Here is a 19,973-nt window from a genome sequence, read left to right on the forward strand (position 1 = left end):
GCGGCGGTGTGGGGCTGCTGCGGGTGCGATCAGCCTTTCTTGACTTCCTTCACTTCGGCGTCCACCACGTCGTCGTCGGCGGGCTTGCTGTCGGCGCGGGCCTCGCCCTGGGGCGCGGCACCGGCGGCGGCCTGCTCGGCCTGCTGCGCGGCGTACACCTTCTCACCGAGCTTCTGGCTCGCGGTCATCAGGGCCTCGGTCTTGGCTTCGATGGCGGCCTTGTCGTCGCCCTTCGTGGCCTCTTCCACGGCCTTGATGGCGTCCTCGATGGCGGTCTTCTCGCCGGCCTCGAGCTTGTCGCCGTGCTCGCCCAGGCTCTTCTTCACGCTGTGCACCATGGCCTCGGCCTGGTTGCGCGCCTGAACGAGCTCGACCTTCTTCTTGTCTTCGGCGGCGTTGAGCTCGGCGTCCTTCACCATCTGCTGGATCTCGGCTTCGGAGAGGCCCGAGTTCGCTTTGATGGTGATCTTGTTCTCCTTGCCCGTGCCCTTGTCCTTGGCGCCCACGTGCAGGATGCCGTTGGCGTCGATGTCGAAGGTCACCTCGATCTGCGGCATGCCGCGCGGCGCGGCCGGGATGCCTTCGAGGTTGAACTCGCCAAGCAGCTTGTTGCCCGAGGCGATCTCGCGCTCGCCCTGGAACACCTTGATGGTCACGGCGGGCTGGTTGTCGTCGGCGGTGGAGAACACCTGCGAGAACTTGGTCGGGATGGTGGTGTTCTTGGCGATCATCTTGGTCATGACGCCGCCCATGGTCTCGATGCCCAGCGACAGCGGGGTCACGTCGAGCAGCAGCACGTCCTTGCGGTCACCCGAGAGCACCTGGCCCTGGATGGCGGCACCCACGGCCACGGCCTCGTCGGGGTTGACGTCCTTGCGCGGCTCCTTGCCGAAGAACTCCTTGACCTTGTCCTGCACCTTGGGCATGCGGGTCATGCCGCCCACCAGGATCACGTCGTGGATCTCGCCCACGCTCACGCCGGCGTCCTTGATGGCGGTGCGGCAGGGCGCGATGGTGCGCTCGATCAGCTCTTCGACCAGGGCCTCGAGCTTGGCGCGCGTGAGCTTGATGTTCAGGTGCTTGGGGCCCGAGGCATCGGCCGTGATGTAGGGCAGGTTGATGTCGGTGGCGGCCGAGGACGACAGCTCGATCTTGGCCTTCTCGGCGGCTTCCTTCAGGCGTTGCAGGGCCAGCACGTCCTTGCTCAGGTCGACGCCTTGCTCTTTCTTGAACTCGGAAATGATGTGGTCGATGATGCGCTGGTCGAAGTCTTCACCGCCCAGGAAGGTGTCGCCGTTGGTGGACAGCACCTCGAACTGCTTCTCGCCGTCGACGTCGGCGATCTCGATGATGGAGACGTCGAAGGTGCCGCCGCCGAGGTCGTACACGGCGATCTTGCGGTCGCCCTTGTCCTGCTTGTCCAGGCCGAAGGCCAGGGCCGCGGCGGTGGGCTCGTTGATGATGCGTTTGACATCGAGGCCGGCGATGCGGCCGGCGTCCTTGGTGGCCTGGCGCTGCGCGTCGTTGAAGTAGGCGGGCACGGTGATCACGGCCTCGGTCACGGGCTCACCGAGGTAGTCCTCGGCGGTCTTCTTCATCTTGCGCAGGATGTCGGCGGAGACCTGCTGGGCCGAGATCTTCTTGCCGCGCACCTCCACCCAGGCGTCGCCGTTGTCGGCGGCCACGATGGAATAGGGCATCAGGTCGATGTCCTTCTGCACTTCCTTCTCGGTGAACTTGCGGCCGATCAGGCGCTTGATCGCGTACAGCGTGTTCTTGGGGTTGGTCACGGCCTGGCGCTTGGCCGAAGCGCCGACCAGCACCTCACCGTCTTCCTGGTAGGCGACGATCGAGGGCGTGGTGCGCGCACCTTCGCTGTTCTCGATCACCTTGGTGTTGTTGCCTTCCATGATGGCCACGCACGAGTTCGTGGTGCCGAGGTCGATGCCGATGATGCGTCCCATGTTGGTTCTCCGTCCGGTGTGGAAATAGGTGTGAAAACGATGTGCGGAAGATGTGGATAACTGGTGGGTATTTCAAGGCCGCTTATTTGGGCGCCGCCACCGTGACCAGGGCCGGGCGCAGCACGCGCTCGGCAATGAGGTAGCCCTTCTGCAGCACCGTGACCACGGTGTTGGGCTCCTGGTCGGCCGGCACCATGCTGATGGCCTGGTGCTGGTGCGGGTCGAAGCGGCTGGCCGCGGCCGGCGCGATCTCGACCACCTTGTGGCGCTCGAGCGCGCTCTTGAGCTGCTTGAGCGTGGCCTCGGTGCCTTCGCGCAGCTGCTCGCGCGTGGCTTCCTGCACCGCGAGGCCGGCCTCGAGGCTGTCGGCCACGGCGAGCAGGCTCTCGGCAAAGCCCTCCACCGCGAATTTGCGCGCCTTGGCCACTTCCTCGTCGGCGCGGCGGCGGGCGTTCTCCGCCTCGGCCTTGGCGCGCAGGAACTGGTCGGCCAGATCGGCGTTCTGGGCCTTGAGCGTGGCCAGTTCGGCCTGCAGGCCGGCCAGGGCCTCGGCCTCGTTCGCCGCCTGGGCGGCTTCGGCCTCTTCGGGGCTCACAGGGGCCTGGGCAGCGGGGTTCTGAGGGTCGGTGGGGGGCGTCTGGCTCATCGTGGCGAAGGCGGTTCGGGTTCGTGGAAACGGGCGGTTCGGGGGGGGCGGTTTGCCCGACAAGTCGGGCATTTGGGGCCGGTGCGGCGGATTTCAAGGGGGTGACAGGGGCCCGATCGCGGGCGCGGCAGAATGGCCGGCCTTCTTCGTCACTTCCAACGCCGACACCTGCACCATGAAACTCATCCGCCACGGCCGGCCCGGCGCCGAGCAACCCGGTCTGATCGACGCCAGCGGCACGCCGCGCGACCTCTCAGGGCTGGTGGCCGACTTCGGGCCGGCCACGCTGGGCCCGGATTCTATGGCCCGGCTGGCCGCGATCGACCCGCTCACCCTGCCGCCCGTGCCCTCGGGCACGCGCCTGGGACCCTGCGTGGGCCAGGTGGGCAACGTGGTCGCCATCGGCCTGAACTACGCCGACCACGCGGCCGAAGCCGGCCTGAAGGCGCCCGGCCAGCCCATCGTGTTCAACAAGCACAGCGGCGCCATCAGCGGCCCCCACGACGACATCTGGCTGCCGCCCGGCGCGACCCAGCTCGACTGGGAGGTCGAGCTCGGCATCGTGATCGGCCAGCGCACCTTCCACGTGAGCGAGGACCAGGCGCTGCGCCACGTGGCCGGTTTCTGCCTGGTCAACGACGTGTCCGAGCGCGCGTACCAGATGGCCTACGAAGGCCAGTGGGTCAAGGGCAAGAGCTACCCCACGCACTGCCCGATCGGCCCCTGGCTGGTCACGCCCGACGAGCTCGGCGACCCGCAGGACGTGGACCTCTGGCTCGACGTGAACGGCCAGCGCCGCCAGACCGGCAACACCCGCACCATGATCTTCGGCGTGGCCCACATCGTGAGCTACCTGAGCCGCTTCATGGTGCTGCAGCCGGGCGACGTGATCCCCACCGGCACGCCGCCCGGCGTGGGCATGGGCCACAAGCCGCCGCTCTACCTGAAGCCGGGCGACGTGGTGACCCTGGGCGGCCGCGGCCTGGGCGAGCAGCGCCAGGTGGTGGTGGACAGCCCGGCGCGCTGAGCGCCGCGGCTCAGGCCTTGGCCGCTTCGGCCGCGGTCAGGGCCGGGTCCGCGGGGCGGCGCGCGTAGCGCTGCGCCAGCACCGCGCACACCATGAGCTGCATCTGGTGGAACACCATCAGCGGCAGCACGATGGCCCCCGCGACGTTGGCCGCGAACAGCACGTTGGCCATGGGCACGCCGGTGATCAGGCTCTTGGTCGAGCCGCAAAAGACGATGGCGATCTCGTCTTCCTTGGAGAAGCCGAGCCGGCGGCTGCCCCACACCGTGACCGAGAGCACCAGCGCCAGCAGCACGCCGCAGACCACGAGCAGGCCCGCCATGGCGCTCAGCGGCAGCTGCGACCACAGGCCGTCGATCACCGCGTGGCTGAAGGCCGCGTAGACCACCAGCAGGATCGAGCCCTGGTCGACCACCTTCATCACCGAGGTGCGGCGCTTGAGGAAATCACCGATCCAGGGCCGCAGCAGGTGGCCGGCGATGAAGGGCAGCAGCAACTGCACGCCGATGCGGCCGATGGCGCCCAGCAGGTCGCCCATGGCCGCGTCCTGCGCCAGCAGCAGCCCCAGCACCAGCGGCGTGAGCACCACGCCCAGCAGCGTGGAGGCCGAGGCGCTGCAGACCGCGGCCGGTACGTTGCCGCGCGCCATCGAGGCAAAGGCAATGGCCGACTGCACGGTGGCCGGCAGCGCGCACAGGTAGAGGATGCCGGTGTACAGGTCGGGCGTGACCAGCGGCCGCAGCACGGGCGACAGCGCCCAGCCCAGCACGGGGAACAGCGCGAAGGTGGTGGCCACCACCGCGATCTGCAGCCGCCAGTGGCCGATGCCCGCGAGGATCGCTTCGCGCGAGAGCTTGGCGCCGTGCAGGAAGAACAGCAGGCTCACGGCGACCTTGGTGGCGATGGCGAGCGCGTCGGCGAAGACGCCCTGCGCAGGCAGCAGGCTGGCCAGCGTGACGGTGGCGATCAGGTAGAGGGTGAAGTTGTCGGGCAGCAGGCGGGAGCGGGCCATGGCGGTGGGCGGCGGGTCGGGGCGATGGCCGCGATTGGACCGCAGCCCTGCTCCAAAGAGAAATGAATTTATCGGATGCATTTATCATGCGAGCGCATGAACATCAGCCTGCGCCAGTTGCGTGTGTTCCAGGCCGTGGCGGCGCACGGCAGCTTCACGCGCGCCGGCGCGCAGGTGGGCCTGAGCCAGCCCGCGGTGAGCCGCTGCGTGACCGAGCTCGAACAGCAGCTCGGCCTCAAGCTGCTGGACCGCACCACGCGCGAGGTGCTGCTGACCGCGGCGGGCCGCAACCTGGCCACGCGGCTCGAGCGCGTGCTCGACGACCTCGACGCGGTGCTGCTCGACGTGCGCGGCCTGGCCACGCAGCGCCAGGGCCGGGTGCGCATCGCGAGCAGCCCCACGCTGTCGGCCAACCTGCTGCCCGAGTGCATCGCGCGCTGCCAGCGCGAACACCCGGGTCTGGCGCTGGTGCTGCTCGACCGCATGCAGCACGACGCGCTGGCCAGCGTGCTCGCGGGCGAGGTCGACTTCGGCGTGGTGATCGACCCGGGCCCGAACAGCGCGCTGCACGCCGAGCCCGTCCTCAGCGAGCCGTTCTGCTTCGTCGCGCCGCCCACGCACCGGCTGGCGCGCAAGCGCTCGGTGCGCTGGACCGAGCTGGCCGGCGAGCCGCTGGTGCTGCTCGACCACGCCTCGGGCAGCCGGCGCCTGATCGACGACGCGCTGCGCGAGCAGGGCGTGGCGCCGCCGCTGGCGCAGGAGGTGGGCCACGTGACCACCATCTTCCGCATGCTCGACGCCGGCCTGGGCGTGTCGGTGGTGCCCACGCTGGCGTTGCCGCCCGGGGGCCTGCCGGGCCTGGTGGTGCGGCCGCTGCTGCCGCGCATCGACCGCAACATCGTGCTGGTGCGGCGCGCGCGGCGCGTGTTGTCGCCCTTGGCCGAGGTGGCCTGGGCGCTGGTGGCGCGCGTGGCGGCCGAGCGGGCTTGAGCGGGCCTGAGCGGGCTTGAAGCCCGCGGCGCGATCAGGCGGTGCTGCGGGCGGCGCTGCGCGGCGCGGGCCGCGCGGCCGCGCGCGCGCCCTGGTTGCGGTGCTGCCAGCGGCCCGCAAAGGGCTTGAACTCGCCGAGCCGGCGCGCGAGCTCGGCACCGTGCGGCGTGAGCTTGTAGCCCGTGCCGCAGTGGTCGAGCAGGTGTGCGGCCCGCAGCTCCTTCAGCCGCGTGTTGAGCGTGTTGGGCGTGACCCCGCCCACGCTGTCTTGCAGCAGGCGAAAGGTCTGGGGGTGTCCGTCGGCCAGCGCGTGGATCACGCGCATGGCGTAGCGCGCTTCCAGCAGATCGAACAGCTGGCTCAGGGCTTCGGTGTCCTTGCTCATCGGCGGTCTCCTCGCGCGAACCGGGCAGCGGGTGTCGGCCGGTTCACTATAGGCATGCCCACCGTCGCTATCAAGTTGGTAGCTGTGTGCGGTGCAGCATGTGGCTGCCGGGCCACCCGGGTTTGACCGGATGGCGGATCAGACGGCCGCGTCCCCGTTTCCGGTGGCCGCCGTGCCGGGCCGGTACACCTTGCGCAGCAGCGCGATCAGCGTCTGCACCTCGTCGGCCGTGAGCGCCGCGGTGGCCTCGGCTTCGAGCGCGCTGGCCGTGGCCTGGGCCTCGCGGTACAGGCGCTCGCCCGTGGGCGTGAGGTGCAGGCCCTGGGCGCGCCGGTCGCTCGGGTGCGGGCGGCGCGTGATGAGGCGGCGCCGCTGCAGCGCCTTGACCATGCCCACGAGGTTGGGCGGCAGGATGTCGAGCGCGGCGCAGATCTGGCGCGAGGTGACGCCCGGGTTGTGGGCGATCACGCTGAGCACCGAGTAGTCGACCGGGCGCAGCTCGAACGGCGCCATGCGGCGCAGGAAGATGCCGATGACCGAGAGCGCCGCGCGCCGCGCGTTGTAGCCCACCAGGGTTTCGAGGTGGCCGGTGTCGGGCAGGCCGTCGCCGGCCGCGCCCGCGGCCGCATCGGGCGCCGCGGCCTTGCGCACGCCACGGGGGCGGCGCAGGGCGTTGGCGATCGAGGGTTCGCTCATGGCTCTCTCAGGCGCACAGGGCCTTGATGTCCTCGGGCACGGGGATGGCGCGGATGCGCGAGGCATCGGCCGGGTCGCGTTCGCAGAAGGCGCGCACCTCGGTGCCTTCGCACAGCAGGGTGTCGCCGCGCATCACGCGGTGCTGGTGCTTGAACACCTTGGCGCCCCATTCGATCACGCTGGTGTGCACCTGCAGGCGCTCGCCGTAGGTGGCGGGCTTCTTGAACTGGGTGTGGATCTCGAGCAGCGGCGTGCCGATGATGCCGCGCGTCTTGACGAGTTCGCGCCACGGCGGCACGCCGCACTGCACGAAGAAGTTGAGGGACGAGGCGTCCATCCACTTGCTGAAATTGGGGAAGAAGACGATGCCGGCGGGATCGCAGTCGCCGAACATCACCTCCACTTCATACACAACGGTCTTGGTCATCGAAGGGGTCACTGACAGGAAAAACTGGAAGCGTCTTCAGGGTTGCCCTGGCCCTTGTAGCGGGCCACGGCAGGATACGCGCACAAGGGGCGGCTGCGCTGCGCCGACCAGGCCGCGGGCAGCTCGGTGTTCACCCCGCCCGGGTTGCCCGCGCCGCGCGCCTGGGCCTTCACGGCCTGCGGCGGCACGCCGTGTTCCACCCATTGCACCAGCGGGCCGAGCAGGTCGAACTGGTCGGTGGCCGGGCCGCCGCTGCAGTGGTTCATGCCGGGCACGGGGAAGTAGCGCGCGAAGTCGGCGGCGCGGCCTTGCTGGCTGGCGTTCACGCGCTCGAGCCACTGGCGCGTGTCTTCTGCCGAGAAGATCGCGTCGCTCACGCCGTGGTACAGCACCACCTTGGCGCCGCGCGCGCGCAGCGGCAGCAGGTTGTCGGGCTTCTCGTGGCCGGGCGGGCCCATGAGCGACAGACCCGATTCGCGGTGGGTGGCGTCGGTGGCCGCCACGGCGGCGAGCAGCGCGTCGATGTCGGCCTTGGCCGGGTCGACCAGGCCCACGGGCGGCGCGGTGAACACCGTACCCACCGAGAGCGGGTCGAGCGCGACCGCGTTGACGAACTTCCAGGTCGCCCAGTTGCTGCCCGCGATGCCGGCGTCCCAGGGGAAGGCGCTGTAGATCGGCTGGCCGTTGGCGGCGCGGCCGCCCGCGTGCACCTGGGCCAGCGCGCTCTTTTGCGCGGGTGTGAGGCAGCGGCCGTCGCGCGCGCCGCTGCAGGTGGGCACATCGCGTGCGGGGTCGAACGTGGCCTGGCAGGCCTGCGTGGCCTGCACCAGGCCGTCGGTGAGGCCGTCGAGCGCGTCGCAGCGCTGCAGCACGGCGCGCGCCACGGTCTCGCGCTCGGCCGCGGTCAGCGCGCTGGCGAGATCGGGGATGCTGGCGTTGGGGTTGAGCGGGTGCTTCACCGTGGCGCCCGGCGTGGCCAGCGGCAGCCAGCGCTGCGCGCCCCAGAGCTGCGCGAGCGCGGCGTTGGGCAGGCGGTAGCCGGGCGCGCCGATCAGGTAGCCGTCGTACTGGTCGCCCAGCCGGCTTGCGGCCACCAGCGCGTGGCGGCCGCCGTTGGAGCAGCCGCCGATGTAGGAGCGGTCGGGGCCCTTGCCGTAGGCGCTGGCGATCAGCGCCTTGGCCATGGGCGTGAGCGTGGCCACCGCCTGGTAACCGTAGTCGAGCCGGGCCTGGGGCTCGAGGCCGAAGTAGGGGGTTTGCGCACCGGTGTGGCCGGCGTCCGAGCTGATGACGGCGAAGCCCTGCACCAGCGCGCCGGTGAGCGGGCCGCCGCCGAGAGCGCCTTCGGCCGGGCGCACCACGCCGTCCAGGCCGCCGTTGCCCTGGTGGTAGAAGCGCCCGTTCCAGGCCTGGGGCAGGCGCATCTCGAAGCCGATCGCGTAGTCGCGGCCGTCGCGGCCCTTGCGCTCGTTCACGCGGCCCTTGACCAGGCAATGCGCGGCCACGGGCTGGCCGGCGAGCTTGAGCTCGCCCGCGGCCACGGGCACGGCCGATTCGATGCGCGTGGCCGGGTGCTGGAATTGCGCGGCCAGCGCCTCGCAGCGCTGCAAGGTGGCGCCGGTCGCGGGGCTCAGGCGCGCGGGCGTGGCCACGGCGTTCGGCGCGCCGCCGGGCGCGTTCGCGCACGCCGCCAGCAGCGCCGCCACACCGAGGGCGGCCGCACCGGCCAGGGGCAGGGGCTTGTTCATGGTGTCTCCTCGGGTGGTTCTTGTCGTCGCTCGGGCGCGGCGGTCTTCAGCGCGGCGCCATGCGCAGCGCGCCGTCGAGCCGGATCACCTCGCCGTTGAGGTGGGTGTTGGTCACGATGTGCGCGGCCAGCGCGGCGAACTCTTCGGGCTTGCCCAGGCGCGACGGGAAGGGGATGCTCGCGGCCAGCGAAGCCTGCACCGGCTCGGGCAACTGGCGCATGAGCGGCGTGGAGAACAGGCCCGGCGCGATGGTGCAGACACGGATGCCGTGCTGCGCGAGGTCGCGCGCCATGGGCAGCGTCATGCCCACCAGGCCGCCCTTGGACGCGCTGTAGGCCTGCTGGCCCACCTGGCCGTCGAAGGCCGCCACGCTCGCGGTGAACAGCATCACGCCGCGCTCGCCGTCTTCGAGCGGGTCGAGTTTGGCGCAGGCCGCGGCGAACAGGCGGCTCGCGTTGTAGGTGCCCACGAGGTTGACGGTGATGACCTTGGCGAAGTCGTCCAGCGGCGCGGCGCTGCCGTCTTTCTGCACCACGCGCTTGGCGGTGCCGATGCCCGCGATGTTCATGAGCATGCGCGCGGGGCCGTGCGCGGCGGCCGCGCCATCGATCGCGGCCTGCACGCTGGCGGTGTCGGTCACGTCGCACTTGAATGCAACGCCGCCGATGTCGGCGGCCACGCGCTGCGCGCCCTCGAGGTTCACGTCGAGCACGGCCACCTTGGCGCCCAGGCGCGCGAGTTCGCGCGCGGTGGCCTCGCCGAGGCCGGAGCCGCCGCCGGTGACGAGTGCGGCCTGTCCTTCGATCTTCATGCGTGTCTCCTTCAGTTCTTGGCAGGGGGAAGCAGGGTGTTCGGCGCGGTGCCGGCATGCAGCGCGGCCACGAGCTCGGCGCGGTGCTTGAGCACGGCGCGCTGGTTGATCGAGCCTTTGTCGGTGACCTCGCCCTTGTCGATGCTGGGCGGCTCGGCGAGCAGGATCAGACGCGCCACGCGGTTGGCGCTGCCGGTGGCCTGCGCGGCCAGGTCGTTGAGCACCCGCTGGAAGTGCGCGAGCACCGGCGGCTGCACCAGCACCTCGGCCAGCGGCGCGTCGGCGCTCAGGCCGGGCGCGAGCGTGCGCACCGCGCCGGTGGTGAACAGCATGGCGCCCACTTCTTTCTCGTTCAGGCCGGTGATGACCGCGTCCTGCACGAAGGGCGCGCCGGCCGCGATGATCTTCGCGCGCAGCGGGCCCACGCTCACGAAGGTGCCGGTGGCGAGCTTGAAGTCTTCGGCGATGCGGCCGTCGAAGCGCAGGCCCAGGTTGGGGCGCGCGGGGTCGATCCAGGCCACGGCGTCGCCGGTGCAGAAGAAGCCTTCGTCGTCGAAGGCCTCGGCTGTTGCTTCAGGGCTGCGCCAGTAGCCGGGCGTGATGTTGGGGCCGCGGTAGCGCACCTCGGTCTTGTCGCCGCTGGGCACGAGCTTGAGCTCCAGGCCCGCCGCGGGCAGGCCAAGGTCGCCCGACTTCACCTCGGGCCGCGTGATGTAGAGGCCGAAGGGGCCCGACTCGGTCATGCCCAGGCCGGTGCCCATCACGATGCGCTCGCCGACCTCCTGCTCCTGCACCGCGTGCAGCGTGTCCCACACCGGCTGCGCGAGCGCGGCGCCGGCGTAGAAGAACATGCGCACGCGGCTCAGCAGGTTCTTGCGCAGCACCGCGTCGGTCTTCATGGCGTTGGCGATCGCCTCGAAGCCCGTGGGCACGTTGAAGTACACGGTGGGCGCGATCTCGCGCAGGTTGCGCAGGGTCTCGCCGATGAGCGCGGGCGTGGGCTTGCCGTCGTCGATGTAGAGCGTGCCGCCGTGCATCAGCGTGAGGCCGACGTTGTGGTTGCCGCCGAAGGTGTGGTTCCAGGGCAGCCAGTCGAGCAGCACCGGGGGCGTGTCGGGGTCGGCCAGCACCGGCATGCTCTGCGCCATCTGCTGCTGGTTGGCGCACCACATGCGCTGGGTGTTGATGACCGCCTTGGGCAGCTTGGTCGAGCCCGAGGTGAACAGGAACTTGGTGATGGTGTCGGGCCCGGTGGCGCGCATGGCGGCGTCCACCGCGGGCGTGGGGCGCGTGGCGCGCAGGGCCGCGAAGCTGGTGGTGGCGCGGCCGGGCACGCTGCCGCTGCCGGTGACGATCTCGACCTCGGGCCCGAGCGTGGCGAGCAGGGCGCGCTCGTAGCGCGGCGCGTCGGCCGCGTAGACCAGGCCGGGCGTGAGCGTGTTCACCAGGTGGCGCAGCTTGTCGTAGTCCTGGCTCACCAGCGAGTAGGCGGGCGAGGCCGGGGCCCAGGGAATGCCGGCGTAGAGGCAGCCGAGCGCGATCTGCGCGTGTTCGAGGTCGTTCTCGCTGGCGATCAGCACCGGGCGCTCGGCGCTCAGGCCGCGGTCGAGCAGGGCCTGGCCGATGCTGCGCGCGGCGTCGAGCGCCTGCGCGTAGCTCAGGTGCACCCAGTCGCCGGTGCTGCCGTCGGCCATGCGCGCGCGGCGCGCCATGAACGTGCGATCGGGCGCCACCTGCGCCCAGTGCACGAGGCGGTCGGTGAGGCGATCGGGGTAGGGCTGCAGCGGCTGCACGGCCTTGAGGTAGGCCGTGCCGTCGGCGGTGTGGCGCAGCTCGGCCTCGGTGATGCCGAAGGCGAGCGCGCGGTAGCGCGGCGCCCCGCTGGATGGAGCCTGCGCGCTGCGCGCTGCGGCGCGAGCGCCTTCGGGCGGCCGTGCGGCGCTCATTGTTTTTTCACCTTGGGCCCGCGGCCTTCGAGGAATTCGCGCACGCGCGCCTTGGCCTCGGGCGCGTCCTGCACGATGGCCGAGATCAGGGCTTCGGTGAAGAAGCCGTGGTCGGCGGTCTGGTCGGCGATGCGCGGCAGCGCCTGCATGAGCGCGTAGTTGGTGAGCGGGGCGTTGCTGGCGATGCGCGTGGCGAGTTCGAGCGCCTTCTCCAGCGCCGTGCCCTGCGGCACCAGGTACTGCGCCAGGCCCACGCGTTCGCCTTCTTCGGCGCCCAGCACGCGGCCGGTGAACATCATGTCGGCCATGCGCGCGGCGCCGATCAGGCGCGGAATGCGCACCGAGCCGCCGCCGCCCACGAAGATGCCGCGCGAGCCTTCGGGCAGCGCGAAGAAGGCCGAGGCGTCGGCCACGCGGATGTGGCAGGCGCTCGCGAGTTCGAGGCCGCCGCCCACCACCGCGCCGTGCAGCGCGGCCACCACGGGCACGGGACCACGTTCGACCTGGTCGAGCGCGTGGTGCCACATGCGCGAGTGGTGCACGCCGGCGGCGGCGTTGCGCTCGCTCAGCTCCGACAGGTCGAGGCCGGCGCAGAAGTGGTCGCCGTTGCCGTGGATGACCGCGGCGCGCACGCTGTGCGGCATGCCCTGGAAAATGTCGCGGATGGCCAGCACCAGGCCGTCGTTGAGGGCGTTGCGCTTGGTCGGGCGGTTCAGGGTGATGAGCGCGATCTGCTCTTCGTCACCGCGCAATTCGATCGTCAGGTCGTTGGTCTGGATGGGCATGGTTGGCTGCCTTGTGGGGGTGGTCGATTATTGTTATAACGAATAACCAAATCAATCCGGCGGCCGACGAAATCGGCCCCGGGTTTACCCTAGGAGCACTGCTGTGGACCATCAGAACCTGGTCGCCATCGACATCCACACCCACGCCGAAGTGAGCTGCTGGAACCCCTTCGACAACTACGGCGAGGAGTACGACCGCGCGGCCGACAAGTACTTCGGCAACAGCCGCCGGCCCACCATCGCCGAGACCATCGCCTACTACCGCGAGAAGAAGATCGGCCTGGTGATGTTCACCGTGGACAGCGAGAGCAAGCTCGGGCGCCGCCGCATCCCGAACGAAGAGATCGCGCAGGCCGCGCGCGAGAACAGCGACATGATGATCGCCTTCGCGAGCATCGACCCGCACAAGGGCAAGATGGGTGCGCGCGAGGCCGAGCGGCTGATCAAGGAGGAAGGCGTCAAAGGCTTCAAGTTCCACCCCACGGTGCAGGGCTACCACCCCTACGACAAGATGGCCTGGCCGATCTACGAGGTGATCAACGCGCACAAGCTGCCGGCCATCTTCCACACCGGCCACAGCGGCATCGGCTCGGGCATGCGCTGCGGCGGCGGCCTGCGGCTCGAGTACAGCAACCCCATGCACCTCGACGACGTGGCGATCGACTTCCCCGACATGCAGATCGTGATGGCGCACCCCAGCTTCCCGTGGCAGGACGAGGCGCTCTCGGTGGCCACGCACAAGCCCAATGTGTGGATCGACCTCAGCGGCTGGAGCCCCAAGTACTTCCCCAAGCAGCTCGTGCAGTACGCCAACACGCTGCTGAAGGACCGCGTGCTGTTCGGCAGCGACTACCCGCTGATCACGCCCGAGCGCTGGATGAAGGACTTCGAGGTCGCCGGCTTCAAGCCCGAAGTGATGCCCGGCATCCTCAAGGGCAACGCCGTGCGCCTGCTCGGCCTGGCCTGAACCCCGGCCACCCGGCGGGGTGGCCGAAAGTTTCATGCCATAACGGCATAGCAGCTTGATCCCCCGGCCCGTGGCGCAAGCGGCGCGGGCGCGGCAGAGTCGCAGCACTTGTGCCTGACGTGGCACATGTCTCCGGCGCGCTCCCCGCGAGCGCCGCTTCCGTTCTCTTCTGACAGGATCGACTCCATGACCGCTCTGAGCCGTCGCCGTGCCCTCACGGCCGCCGCTGCATTGGGTGCCAGCGCCGTTGCTGGCAAGGCCTTCGCCCAGCAAACCGTGACGCTGCGCCTGCACCAGTTCCTGCCCCCGAGCGCGACCATCCCCGCGCGCGCCATCGTGCCCTGGGCCCAGAAGCTCGAAGCCGAATCGGGCGGCCGCCTCAAGCTGCAGCTGTTCCATTCCATGTCCATGGGCGGCTCGCCGCCGCAGCTGTTCGACCAGGCGCGCGACGGCGTGGTCGACATGGTGTGGACCGTGCTCGGCTACACGCCGGGCCGCTTCAACAAGGCCGAGGTGTTCGAACTGCCCTTCATGAGCGGCAAGGCCGAGCCGGCCTCGCGCGCCTTCCACGAGTTCGTGCAGACCCACGCCGCCGACGAGTTCCGCCAGGTGCACCTGCTGGCCGCACACACCCACGGCCCGGGCCTGTTCCACAGCAAGTTCCCCATCAGCGGCCTCGACAGCCTCAAGGGCAAGAAGGTGCGCGGCGGCTCGCGCGTGATCAACAACATGCTGCTCAAGCTGGGCGCCACGCCCGTGGGCATGCCGGTGCCGGCGGTGACCGAGGCGCTCACCAAGGGCGTGCTCGACGCCACCACCATCCCCTGGGAGGTGACGCCCTCGCTCAAGATTGCCGATCTGGTGAAGCACCACACCACCTTCGCCGGCCCCACCGGCCTGTTCACCCAGACCTTTGCGCTGGTGATGAACCGCAACAGCTACGACAAGCTGCCCGCCGACCTCAAGGCCGTGCTCGACAAGAACTCGGGCGTGGAGGCCGCGGCCTTCTTCGGCCGTGCCATGGACGAGGGCGACAAGGCGGGCCTGGAGGTGGCGCAGAAGGCGGGCAACAGCATCGTCACGCTCAACGCCGCCGAGACCCAGCGCTGGAAGTCCACCGCCGCGGCGGTCGAGGCCGACTGGATCAAGGAAGTGAAGGCCAAGGGCATCGACGGCGCGAAACTCGTGGCCGACGCGCGCGCGCTGATCGCCAAGCACACGGGCTGATTCAGCCCGCCGTCAGGCGAGTCACCAGGCGCCGCGTGAGCGGCGCCACCACCAGCGCCACGGGGAAGGCCACCGCCCACGAGGACAGCCAGGCGCTGGCCCACGCGCCGGGGAAGGCCGCGTCCAGACCCGTGGCGCGTGCCGTGGCGATGCCCGAGACCAGCAGGGACATCAGCCCCGACAGGATGAAGCCGAACAGGGTGGGCGCCCATCGCTGGGGCAGTTTCATGCGGACATCTCCGGGTTGGTGGTGGCATTGCGAACGGGGCGCGAGTGTGCCAGCCGCTGAAGGCTGTGCGCCACATGGGCGCCGAACAGACGCGCGGTTTTCAAATCGCCGGGTGCAAAGGCGTCGGCCGGCGAGGCATGCCCCGCCTGCGCCATGAGGCCCGACCACGACCCAAGGCGGTTGGCGGCTTCCTCGTAGGGCACGCCGCTGTGCTGCTCGGGCAGGATGGGGTTGCCCACCCACCACATGCCGTGCTGCATGGCGAACACGAACATGGACAGCAGTGTGGACTGCTTGTCGCCCGCGGGCAGCGAAGACACGGTGAAGCCGGCGGCCAGCCGCCCCTGCAGCGCCTGCTCGCGCCACAGGCGGCCCGTGGCGTCCATGAAGGTCTTGAACGGCCCCGACACGCCGCCCAGGTAGGTGGGCGAGCCCATCACGATGCCGTCGTAGGCGGTGAGCCGTCGGGGCTCGCGGGTGAGCGTGTCCACGTCGAGCAGATCGACGATCACAGCGCCGGTGGCGGTGGCGCCGGCCGCGACCTGGCGCGCGATGTGTTCGGTGTGCCCGTGGGCGCTGTGAAAAACGATGGCGAGGGTGTTCATGGGCAGATCCTTTCGAGGAGGGCGGCGCTGAAGAAAAGACCGGCGCCGAAGACGGTGTGGTTGGCCAGGCTGCGCAGGCGGTTGGCGCCAGGCTGAGGGGTTTTCGAGGCCGCGATGCCGGCGCCCATGGCAGGCTGCATCAGCAGGAACGGCGCGGCGACCGTGAGCAGGCCGAAGGCCAGTGCCGGCGGCCACGACGGCCGCTGCAGCCAGCCATCGCCTTGCCACAGCACCAGCAGCACCGCATAGGCCACGCCCACCGTGTAGTGGGTGAGCCAGCCGAGCGCCTGTTCGCCGGGTACCGGCGCTGCGCGTGCGATGGCGGGGTGGGCAAAGCGGCCGTGGCGCATGTGGCCCACCCAACGGCCGATCAGGCCGAAGCCCGCGAACGGCTGGCCGAAGCGCGTGAGCAGCAGCAGCCAGGCGTCCATGGCGGCGGTGGCGCCGAGGCCGATGAGCACGATCCGGCCGGGGTCGGAAAGCAGGGGCATGGTGTACCTCCGGGGTTGACGGTGAAAAGGCTTGACGGTTACTGTAGAAGTTGAAGTCAACTTCAAGTCAAGCCCCCATGGACATCTCGGAAGTCGCCAAACGCTCGGGCGTGCCGGCGTCGGCATTGCGCTACTACGAACGGCGCGGGCTGATCCGCTCGCTCGCGCCCGAAGGCCAGCGCCGCCGCTTCGCGCCGGCGGTGCTGGAGCAGTTGTCGTTGATCGCGCTGGGGCAGGCGGCGGGCTTTTCGCTCGACGAGATCCGCCAGCTGTTCACCGCGGGCGGCGCGGCGGCCATCGACCGCCAGGTGCTGGCCGCCAAGGCCGACGAACTCGAGCGCATGGTGCGCCGCTTGAAAGCCATGATCGACGGCCTGCGCCACGCGGCCATCTGCCCGGCACCCAGCCATGCCGAGTGCCCGTCGTTCCAGAAGCTGCTCAAGGCGGCCGCGAGCGGCGCGCTCGAGCGCCGGACGCGCGCACGCGCGGGCACGGGCACGGGCTCGGAAACGGGCTGAGCCATCGTGGTTTTCCCGGGGGCCTGACGCGTTTCGCGTCGGGGTCGTGACACAGGGGGGGGGTATGCCGGTCCGGCCTGCCTCTCACCCCGATCCGAGGAGACAACCCCCGTGAGCCTGTCCGCCATCACCCGGCCGCGCACGCGCGCCGCCCAGGAGGTCCGACCATGCACGCCATGAGCCGGAGCTGTCCGCCGTCACCCTCCAAGCCGCTGCTGCCGCGGCTGCCTGCACGCCCGGCCGGCGAGCGGCCGCTGCACACGAGCCTGAGCCCGCGCATCAGCCGCGAGCTGGCCGAGCAGCGCTACGACCGCCAGACCGGCGCGGTCAGCACCGAGCTCGTGCAGCGCACCAGCCGCAACCTCGCCACCGGCAAGACACCCGCGGTGCGCCTGCCCGACGAAGACCTGGTGGCCTCGCTGCCGCCCGGCGCGCAGGCGATCGACTTCGGCATTGCCGACGGGCAATGCCTGCCGGCCTTTCTCAAGCGGCAGGTGCACGTCACCGGCATCGACCAGGACGCCGCGGCCATCACCACGCTGCAGCGCCACTGGGGCCAGCACCCCGACGCGCAGCGGCTGCGCTTCGTGGTGGGCAGCAGCCTGAGGGCCGCGCCCTTCGACGACGGCGCCGTGGACTACGTGCGCCTGTGCAACGTGCTGCCCTACCTGAGCGACGCGGCGCTGCGCGAAACCCTGCAGCAGGCGCGCGACCTGTTGCGGCCTTCGGGGCGCATCTTCGCCACGCTGTACCACCGCGCGCAAACCAGCGAATGGGGCCGCCGCCACAGCGTGGCCGAGGCGCTGGCGCTCGCGCCCGACGGCCTGCGCTGCCGGCTGCACGGTGTGCACTACGAGGCCTATGGGCGCAACCAGTTGCTGCTGCCCGACGGCGCACGCCACAGCTCGGGCTTCACCGGCATGCGCCTGGACAGCACCGGCGGCGCCGGCGCCGTGCCCGCAGCCCAGGTGGACCGGGAGATCGGTCTGGCCGCGCGCATGCTCGACGAGGACGGCGCCGAGTTTCTCGTGATCCGCGTGTGCCTGGTGCTGGGCCGGGCCGGGCCGGTCGAAGACCCGGTGGCCTTCGCCGAGTACCGGCCCCACTAGGCCTCAGCCGCCCCAGACCTCGCGCGCCGTTTCCACCACCAGCGCGAGCTTCTTGCGCTGGTCTTCCACGGCGATGTTGTTGCCGTGCACCGTGCTCGAGAAGCCGCACTGCGGCGACAGGCAGAGCTGCTCCAGCGGCGCGTACTTCGCGGCCTCGTCGATGCGGCGCTTGAGGTCGTCCTTGCTTTCGAGCTGGCCGAACTTGGTGGTGACCAGGCCCAGCACCACGGTCTTGCCCTTGCCCAGGAAGCGCAGGGGGCGGAAGTCGCCCGAGCGGTCGTCGTCGTACTCGAGGAAGAAGGCGTCGAGCCGCATCTCGGACAGCAGGGCCTCGGCCACGGGTTCGTAGTTGCCGGCCGCCGCGTGCGTGCTCTTGAAGTTGCCGCGGCACAGGTGCATGGCCAGGGTCATGCCCTTGGGCTTGCGGTCGACCACCTTGTTGATGAAGCTGGCGTAGCGGTGCGGCAGCTCGTTGGGGTCGTCACCGCGCTGGCGGGCGGCCTCGCGCATCTTCTCGTCGCACAGGTAGGCCATGTTGGTGTCGTCCATCTGCACGTAGGTGCAGCCGGCGTCGGCCAGGCTCTGCAGCTCGTCCGCGTAGGCCTGGGCCACGTCGTCGTAGAAGGCCGGGTCGAGCTCGGGGTAGGCGTCCTTGCTGATGCCCGCGCGGCCGCCGCGGAAGTGCAGCATGGTGGGCGAGGGGATGGTCACCTTGGGCAACAGGCCGGGCAGGCCCAGCGCCTTCACCTGCGCCTGCAGGTACTGGAAGTCGGCGAGCTGGATGTTCTTGGCGTGGCGCACCTTGTCGATCACGCGGATCACGGGCGGGGCCAGTTCCTCGGTGCCGTCGGGCTTGCGGATGGTGACCGGGATGTCGGTCTTCACGCCGCCGAGCTGCTCGAGGAAGTCGATGTGGAAGTAGGTGCGGCGGAACTCGCCGTCGGTGATCGACTGCAGGCCGACGTCGGCCTGGAATTTCACGATCTCGGTGATCGCGCGGTCCTCGACCTCGCGCAGCTGCGCCGCCGTGATCTCGCCCTTGGCCTTCTGTTCGCGCGCCTGCAGCAGGTAGGCGGGGCGCAGAAAGCTGCCGACGTGGTCGGCGCGGAACGGGGGGTTCAGGCTCATCTTGTCTCCAGGGAGGGGGGGTTGGGTTCGGGAGCGGCGACGGTAGCGGATGCGCCGCCGGGCCGCAACCGCTGCGTTCGCCATGGATACAGAAAATGCCTGAATCCCAGCGATTCACCCGGAAATCGCGCGGTTTTCGGGCATCCATGTATACATTGCGTATCCATGAACACCACCCCCAACCACTTTCCGCTCAACGCCTGGTACGCCGCCGCCTACGACGTGGAGGTCGGCCGCAGCCTGCTCGCGCGCACGGTCTGCAACCAGAAACTGGTGCTCTACCGCCAGACCGGCGGCCGCGTGGCCGCGCTCGAAGACGCCTGCTGGCACCGGCTGCTGCCGCTGTCCATGGGCCGGCTCGAGGGCGACGAGGTGGTCTGTGGCTACCACGGCCTGGTGTTCAACGCCGAGGGCCGCTGCACCCACATGCCGAGCCAGGAAACGCTCAACCCCTCGGCCTGCGTGCGGCGCTTTCCGGTGGCCGAGAAGCACCGCTTCGTGTGGATCTGGCCCGGCGACCCGGCGCTGGCCGACGAAGCCCTGATCCCCGACCTGCACTGGAACCACGACCCCGAGTGGGCGGGTGACGGCAAGATGATCCGCGTGAAGTGCGACTACCGGCTGGTGATCGACAACCTCATGGACCTCACGCACGAGACCTTCGTGCACGGCAGCAGCATCGGCAACCGCGCGGTGGCCGAGGCGCCCTTCGTGGCCACGCACGGCGATCGCACCGCCACCGTCACGCGCTGGATGGAGAACATCGAGGCGCCGCCGTTCTGGGCCGGCCAGATCCAGCAGGCGCGCGGCTACCAGGGGCCGGTGGACCGCTGGCAGATCATCCGCTTCGAAGCGCCGTGCACGGTGGCGATCGACGTCGGCGTGGCGCCCGCGGGCAGCGGCGCGCTGCCGCGCGACGGCGGCGACCGCAGCCGGGGCGTCAATGGCATGGTGCTCAACACCATCACGCCCGAGACCGACAACACCTGCCTGTACTTCTGGGCCTTCGCGCGCAACTACTGCCTGGGCGAGCAGCGCCTGACGCACCAGCTGCGCGAGGGCGTGGCCGGCATCTTCCGCGAAGACGAGTTCGTGCTCGAAGCGCAGCAGAAGGCGATCGAGGAACACCCCGACCACAAGTTCTACAACCTCAACATCGACGCCGGCGCGATGTGGGCGCGGCGCCTGATCGACCGGATGGTGGACGCCGAGCGCGGCACGCCGGGCTCCACCGTCCTCCCCATCCGCCGCGCGGGCTGACG

General features: G+C 70.4%; 21 protein-coding genes. 7 read left to right on the plus strand and 14 right to left on the minus strand.

Annotated features, from left to right (window positions below; translation table 11 throughout):
* Positions 1–29: 29 nt before the first annotated feature.
* Positions 30–1,964: a molecular chaperone DnaK gene (gene dnaK, locus G9Q37_RS03325; RefSeq protein WP_166224538.1), complete on the minus strand. Its 1,935-nt coding sequence runs from the start codon at positions 1,962–1,964 to the stop codon at positions 30–32.
* Positions 1,965–2,046: 82 nt separating this feature from the next.
* A complete protein-coding gene (gene grpE / locus G9Q37_RS03330; RefSeq protein WP_166224541.1) occupies positions 2,047–2,610 on the minus strand; it encodes a nucleotide exchange factor GrpE in 564 nt (187 codons plus the stop codon).
* Positions 2,611–2,785: 175 nt separating this feature from the next.
* On the opposite strand from grpE, the gene G9Q37_RS03335 reads away from it, so the two are divergent.
* On the plus strand, positions 2,786–3,637 hold the full coding sequence (locus G9Q37_RS03335; RefSeq protein WP_166224544.1) for a fumarylacetoacetate hydrolase family protein: 852 nt from the start codon (positions 2,786–2,788) through the stop codon (positions 3,635–3,637).
* Between the two features lie 10 nt (positions 3,638–3,647).
* Here the strand turns inward: G9Q37_RS03335 and G9Q37_RS03340 are convergent, their stop codons facing one another.
* Positions 3,648–4,649 carry a bile acid:sodium symporter family protein gene (locus G9Q37_RS03340; RefSeq protein WP_166224547.1) on the minus strand — a complete coding sequence of 334 codons (1,002 nt, stop codon included), beginning with the start codon at positions 4,647–4,649 and terminating at the stop codon, positions 3,648–3,650.
* A 96-nt stretch (positions 4,650–4,745) separates the two neighbouring features.
* On the opposite strand from G9Q37_RS03340, the gene G9Q37_RS03345 reads away from it, so the two are divergent.
* On the plus strand, positions 4,746–5,639 hold the full coding sequence (locus tag G9Q37_RS03345; protein ID WP_166224550.1) for a LysR family transcriptional regulator: 894 nt from the start codon (positions 4,746–4,748) through the stop codon (positions 5,637–5,639).
* Positions 5,640–5,673: 34 nt separating this feature from the next.
* Here the strand turns inward: G9Q37_RS03345 and G9Q37_RS03350 are convergent, their stop codons facing one another.
* From G9Q37_RS03350 to G9Q37_RS03380, 7 genes are all read right to left on the minus strand, one after another.
* On the minus strand, positions 5,674–6,024 hold the full coding sequence (locus G9Q37_RS03350; protein ID WP_166224552.1) for a winged helix-turn-helix transcriptional regulator: 351 nt from the start codon (positions 6,022–6,024) through the stop codon (positions 5,674–5,676).
* 138 nt (positions 6,025–6,162) lie between these two features.
* The gene (locus G9Q37_RS03355) at positions 6,163–6,720 is read right to left on the minus strand and encodes a MarR family winged helix-turn-helix transcriptional regulator (RefSeq protein WP_166224555.1); all 558 of its coding nucleotides are present in this window, start codon (positions 6,718–6,720) and stop codon (positions 6,163–6,165) included.
* Between the two features lie 7 nt (positions 6,721–6,727).
* On the minus strand, positions 6,728–7,147 hold the full coding sequence (locus G9Q37_RS03360) for an acyl-CoA thioesterase (protein ID WP_166224558.1): 420 nt from the start codon (positions 7,145–7,147) through the stop codon (positions 6,728–6,730).
* A gap of 8 nt (positions 7,148–7,155) precedes the next feature.
* Entirely contained in the window at positions 7,156–8,895 is a 1,740-nt protein-coding gene (locus G9Q37_RS03365) for a tannase/feruloyl esterase family alpha/beta hydrolase (protein WP_166224560.1), read from the minus strand.
* Between the two features lie 46 nt (positions 8,896–8,941).
* Positions 8,942–9,706, minus strand: coding sequence for an SDR family NAD(P)-dependent oxidoreductase (locus tag G9Q37_RS03370; protein WP_166224563.1), 765 nt, complete (start codon positions 9,704–9,706; stop codon positions 8,942–8,944).
* Between the two features lie 11 nt (positions 9,707–9,717).
* Positions 9,718–11,652 carry a feruloyl-CoA synthase gene (locus G9Q37_RS03375; RefSeq protein ID WP_166224566.1) on the minus strand — a complete coding sequence of 645 codons (1,935 nt, stop codon included), beginning with the start codon at positions 11,650–11,652 and terminating at the stop codon, positions 9,718–9,720.
* Positions 11,649–12,437, minus strand: a complete 789-nt coding sequence (locus tag G9Q37_RS03380) for a crotonase/enoyl-CoA hydratase family protein (RefSeq protein WP_420810305.1) — start codon at positions 12,435–12,437, stop codon at positions 11,649–11,651. Before G9Q37_RS03380 ends, G9Q37_RS03375 begins: the two co-directional genes overlap by 4 nt.
* A gap of 103 nt (positions 12,438–12,540) precedes the next feature.
* On the opposite strand from G9Q37_RS03380, the gene G9Q37_RS03385 reads away from it, so the two are divergent.
* Positions 12,541–13,404 carry an amidohydrolase family protein gene (locus G9Q37_RS03385; RefSeq protein WP_166224569.1) on the plus strand — a complete coding sequence of 288 codons (864 nt, stop codon included), beginning with the start codon at positions 12,541–12,543 and terminating at the stop codon, positions 13,402–13,404.
* Between the two features lie 186 nt (positions 13,405–13,590).
* A complete protein-coding gene (locus G9Q37_RS03390; RefSeq protein WP_166224572.1) occupies positions 13,591–14,631 on the plus strand; it encodes a TRAP transporter substrate-binding protein in 1,041 nt (346 codons plus the stop codon).
* Between the two features lies 1 nt (position 14,632).
* On the opposite strand, the gene G9Q37_RS03395 is transcribed toward G9Q37_RS03390, so the two are convergent.
* The 3 genes from G9Q37_RS03395 to G9Q37_RS03405 are packed head-to-tail and all read right to left on the minus strand — an operon-like array spanning position 14,633 to position 15,956.
* Positions 14,633–14,860 (minus strand): DUF2798 domain-containing protein, encoded by a 228-nt coding sequence (locus G9Q37_RS03395; protein WP_166224575.1) that lies wholly within the window; start codon positions 14,858–14,860, stop codon positions 14,633–14,635.
* Positions 14,857–15,465: a flavodoxin family protein gene (locus G9Q37_RS03400; protein WP_166224578.1), complete on the minus strand. Its 609-nt coding sequence runs from the start codon at positions 15,463–15,465 to the stop codon at positions 14,857–14,859. Before G9Q37_RS03400 ends, G9Q37_RS03395 begins: the two co-directional genes overlap by 4 nt.
* Entirely contained in the window at positions 15,462–15,956 is a 495-nt protein-coding gene (locus G9Q37_RS03405; protein ID WP_166224581.1) for a DUF2938 domain-containing protein, read from the minus strand. The genes G9Q37_RS03400 and G9Q37_RS03405 overlap by 4 nt, the downstream gene beginning before the upstream one ends.
* Before the next feature lie 77 nt (positions 15,957–16,033).
* On the opposite strand from G9Q37_RS03405, the gene G9Q37_RS03410 reads away from it, so the two are divergent.
* Both G9Q37_RS03410 and G9Q37_RS03415 read left to right on the plus strand, forming a co-directional pair.
* Positions 16,034–16,474: a helix-turn-helix domain-containing protein gene (locus G9Q37_RS03410; protein ID WP_166224584.1), complete on the plus strand. Its 441-nt coding sequence runs from the start codon at positions 16,034–16,036 to the stop codon at positions 16,472–16,474.
* Positions 16,475–16,641: 167 nt separating this feature from the next.
* Positions 16,642–17,583, plus strand: a complete 942-nt coding sequence (locus G9Q37_RS03415; RefSeq protein ID WP_166224588.1) for a class I SAM-dependent methyltransferase — start codon at positions 16,642–16,644, stop codon at positions 17,581–17,583.
* Between the two features lie 3 nt (positions 17,584–17,586).
* On the opposite strand, the gene G9Q37_RS03420 is transcribed toward G9Q37_RS03415, so the two are convergent.
* Positions 17,587–18,711 (minus strand): 5-methyltetrahydropteroyltriglutamate--homocysteine S-methyltransferase, encoded by a 1,125-nt coding sequence (locus G9Q37_RS03420; protein WP_166224591.1) that lies wholly within the window; start codon positions 18,709–18,711, stop codon positions 17,587–17,589.
* Positions 18,712–18,876: 165 nt separating this feature from the next.
* On the opposite strand from G9Q37_RS03420, the gene G9Q37_RS03425 reads away from it, so the two are divergent.
* Positions 18,877–19,971 carry an aromatic ring-hydroxylating dioxygenase subunit alpha gene (locus G9Q37_RS03425; protein WP_166224594.1) on the plus strand — a complete coding sequence of 365 codons (1,095 nt, stop codon included), beginning with the start codon at positions 18,877–18,879 and terminating at the stop codon, positions 19,969–19,971.
* Positions 19,972–19,973: the final 2 nt, after the last annotated feature.

It is taken from the genome of Hydrogenophaga crocea (genome assembly GCF_011388215.1).
GTDB lineage: Bacteria > Pseudomonadota > Gammaproteobacteria > Burkholderiales > Burkholderiaceae_C > Hydrogenophaga > Hydrogenophaga crocea.

Coding starts and splice junctions, on each gene's coding strand:
- G9Q37_RS03415 (WP_166224588.1), top strand. CDS start 16,642: ATGCACGCCATGAGCCGGAGCTGTCCGCCGTCACCCTCCAAGCCGCTG.
- G9Q37_RS03355 (WP_166224555.1), bottom strand. CDS start 6,720: ATGAGCGAACCCTCGATCGCCAACGCCCTGCGCCGCCCCCGTGGCGTG.
- G9Q37_RS03350 (WP_166224552.1), bottom strand. CDS start 6,024: ATGAGCAAGGACACCGAAGCCCTGAGCCAGCTGTTCGATCTGCTGGAA.
- G9Q37_RS03410 (WP_166224584.1), top strand. CDS start 16,034: ATGGACATCTCGGAAGTCGCCAAACGCTCGGGCGTGCCGGCGTCGGCA.
- G9Q37_RS03405 (WP_166224581.1), bottom strand. CDS start 15,956: ATGCCCCTGCTTTCCGACCCCGGCCGGATCGTGCTCATCGGCCTCGGC.
- grpE (WP_166224541.1), bottom strand. CDS start 2,610: ATGAGCCAGACGCCCCCCACCGACCCTCAGAACCCCGCTGCCCAGGCC.
- G9Q37_RS03375 (WP_166224566.1), bottom strand. CDS start 11,652: ATGAGCGCCGCACGGCCGCCCGAAGGCGCTCGCGCCGCAGCGCGCAGC.
- G9Q37_RS03340 (WP_166224547.1), bottom strand. CDS start 4,649: ATGGCCCGCTCCCGCCTGCTGCCCGACAACTTCACCCTCTACCTGATC.
- G9Q37_RS03420 (WP_166224591.1), bottom strand. CDS start 18,711: ATGAGCCTGAACCCCCCGTTCCGCGCCGACCACGTCGGCAGCTTTCTG.
- G9Q37_RS03370 (WP_166224563.1), bottom strand. CDS start 9,706: ATGAAGATCGAAGGACAGGCCGCACTCGTCACCGGCGGCGGCTCCGGC.
- G9Q37_RS03395 (WP_166224575.1), bottom strand. CDS start 14,860: ATGAAACTGCCCCAGCGATGGGCGCCCACCCTGTTCGGCTTCATCCTG.
- G9Q37_RS03400 (WP_166224578.1), bottom strand. CDS start 15,465: ATGAACACCCTCGCCATCGTTTTTCACAGCGCCCACGGGCACACCGAA.
- G9Q37_RS03425 (WP_166224594.1), top strand. CDS start 18,877: ATGAACACCACCCCCAACCACTTTCCGCTCAACGCCTGGTACGCCGCC.
- G9Q37_RS03390 (WP_166224572.1), top strand. CDS start 13,591: ATGACCGCTCTGAGCCGTCGCCGTGCCCTCACGGCCGCCGCTGCATTG.
- dnaK (WP_166224538.1), bottom strand. CDS start 1,964: ATGGGACGCATCATCGGCATCGACCTCGGCACCACGAACTCGTGCGTG.
- G9Q37_RS03345 (WP_166224550.1), top strand. CDS start 4,746: ATGAACATCAGCCTGCGCCAGTTGCGTGTGTTCCAGGCCGTGGCGGCG.
- G9Q37_RS03365 (WP_166224560.1), bottom strand. CDS start 8,895: ATGAACAAGCCCCTGCCCCTGGCCGGTGCGGCCGCCCTCGGTGTGGCG.
- G9Q37_RS03335 (WP_166224544.1), top strand. CDS start 2,786: ATGAAACTCATCCGCCACGGCCGGCCCGGCGCCGAGCAACCCGGTCTG.
- G9Q37_RS03380 (WP_420810305.1), bottom strand. CDS start 12,437: ATGCCCATCCAGACCAACGACCTGACGATCGAATTGCGCGGTGACGAA.
- G9Q37_RS03360 (WP_166224558.1), bottom strand. CDS start 7,147: ATGACCAAGACCGTTGTGTATGAAGTGGAGGTGATGTTCGGCGACTGC.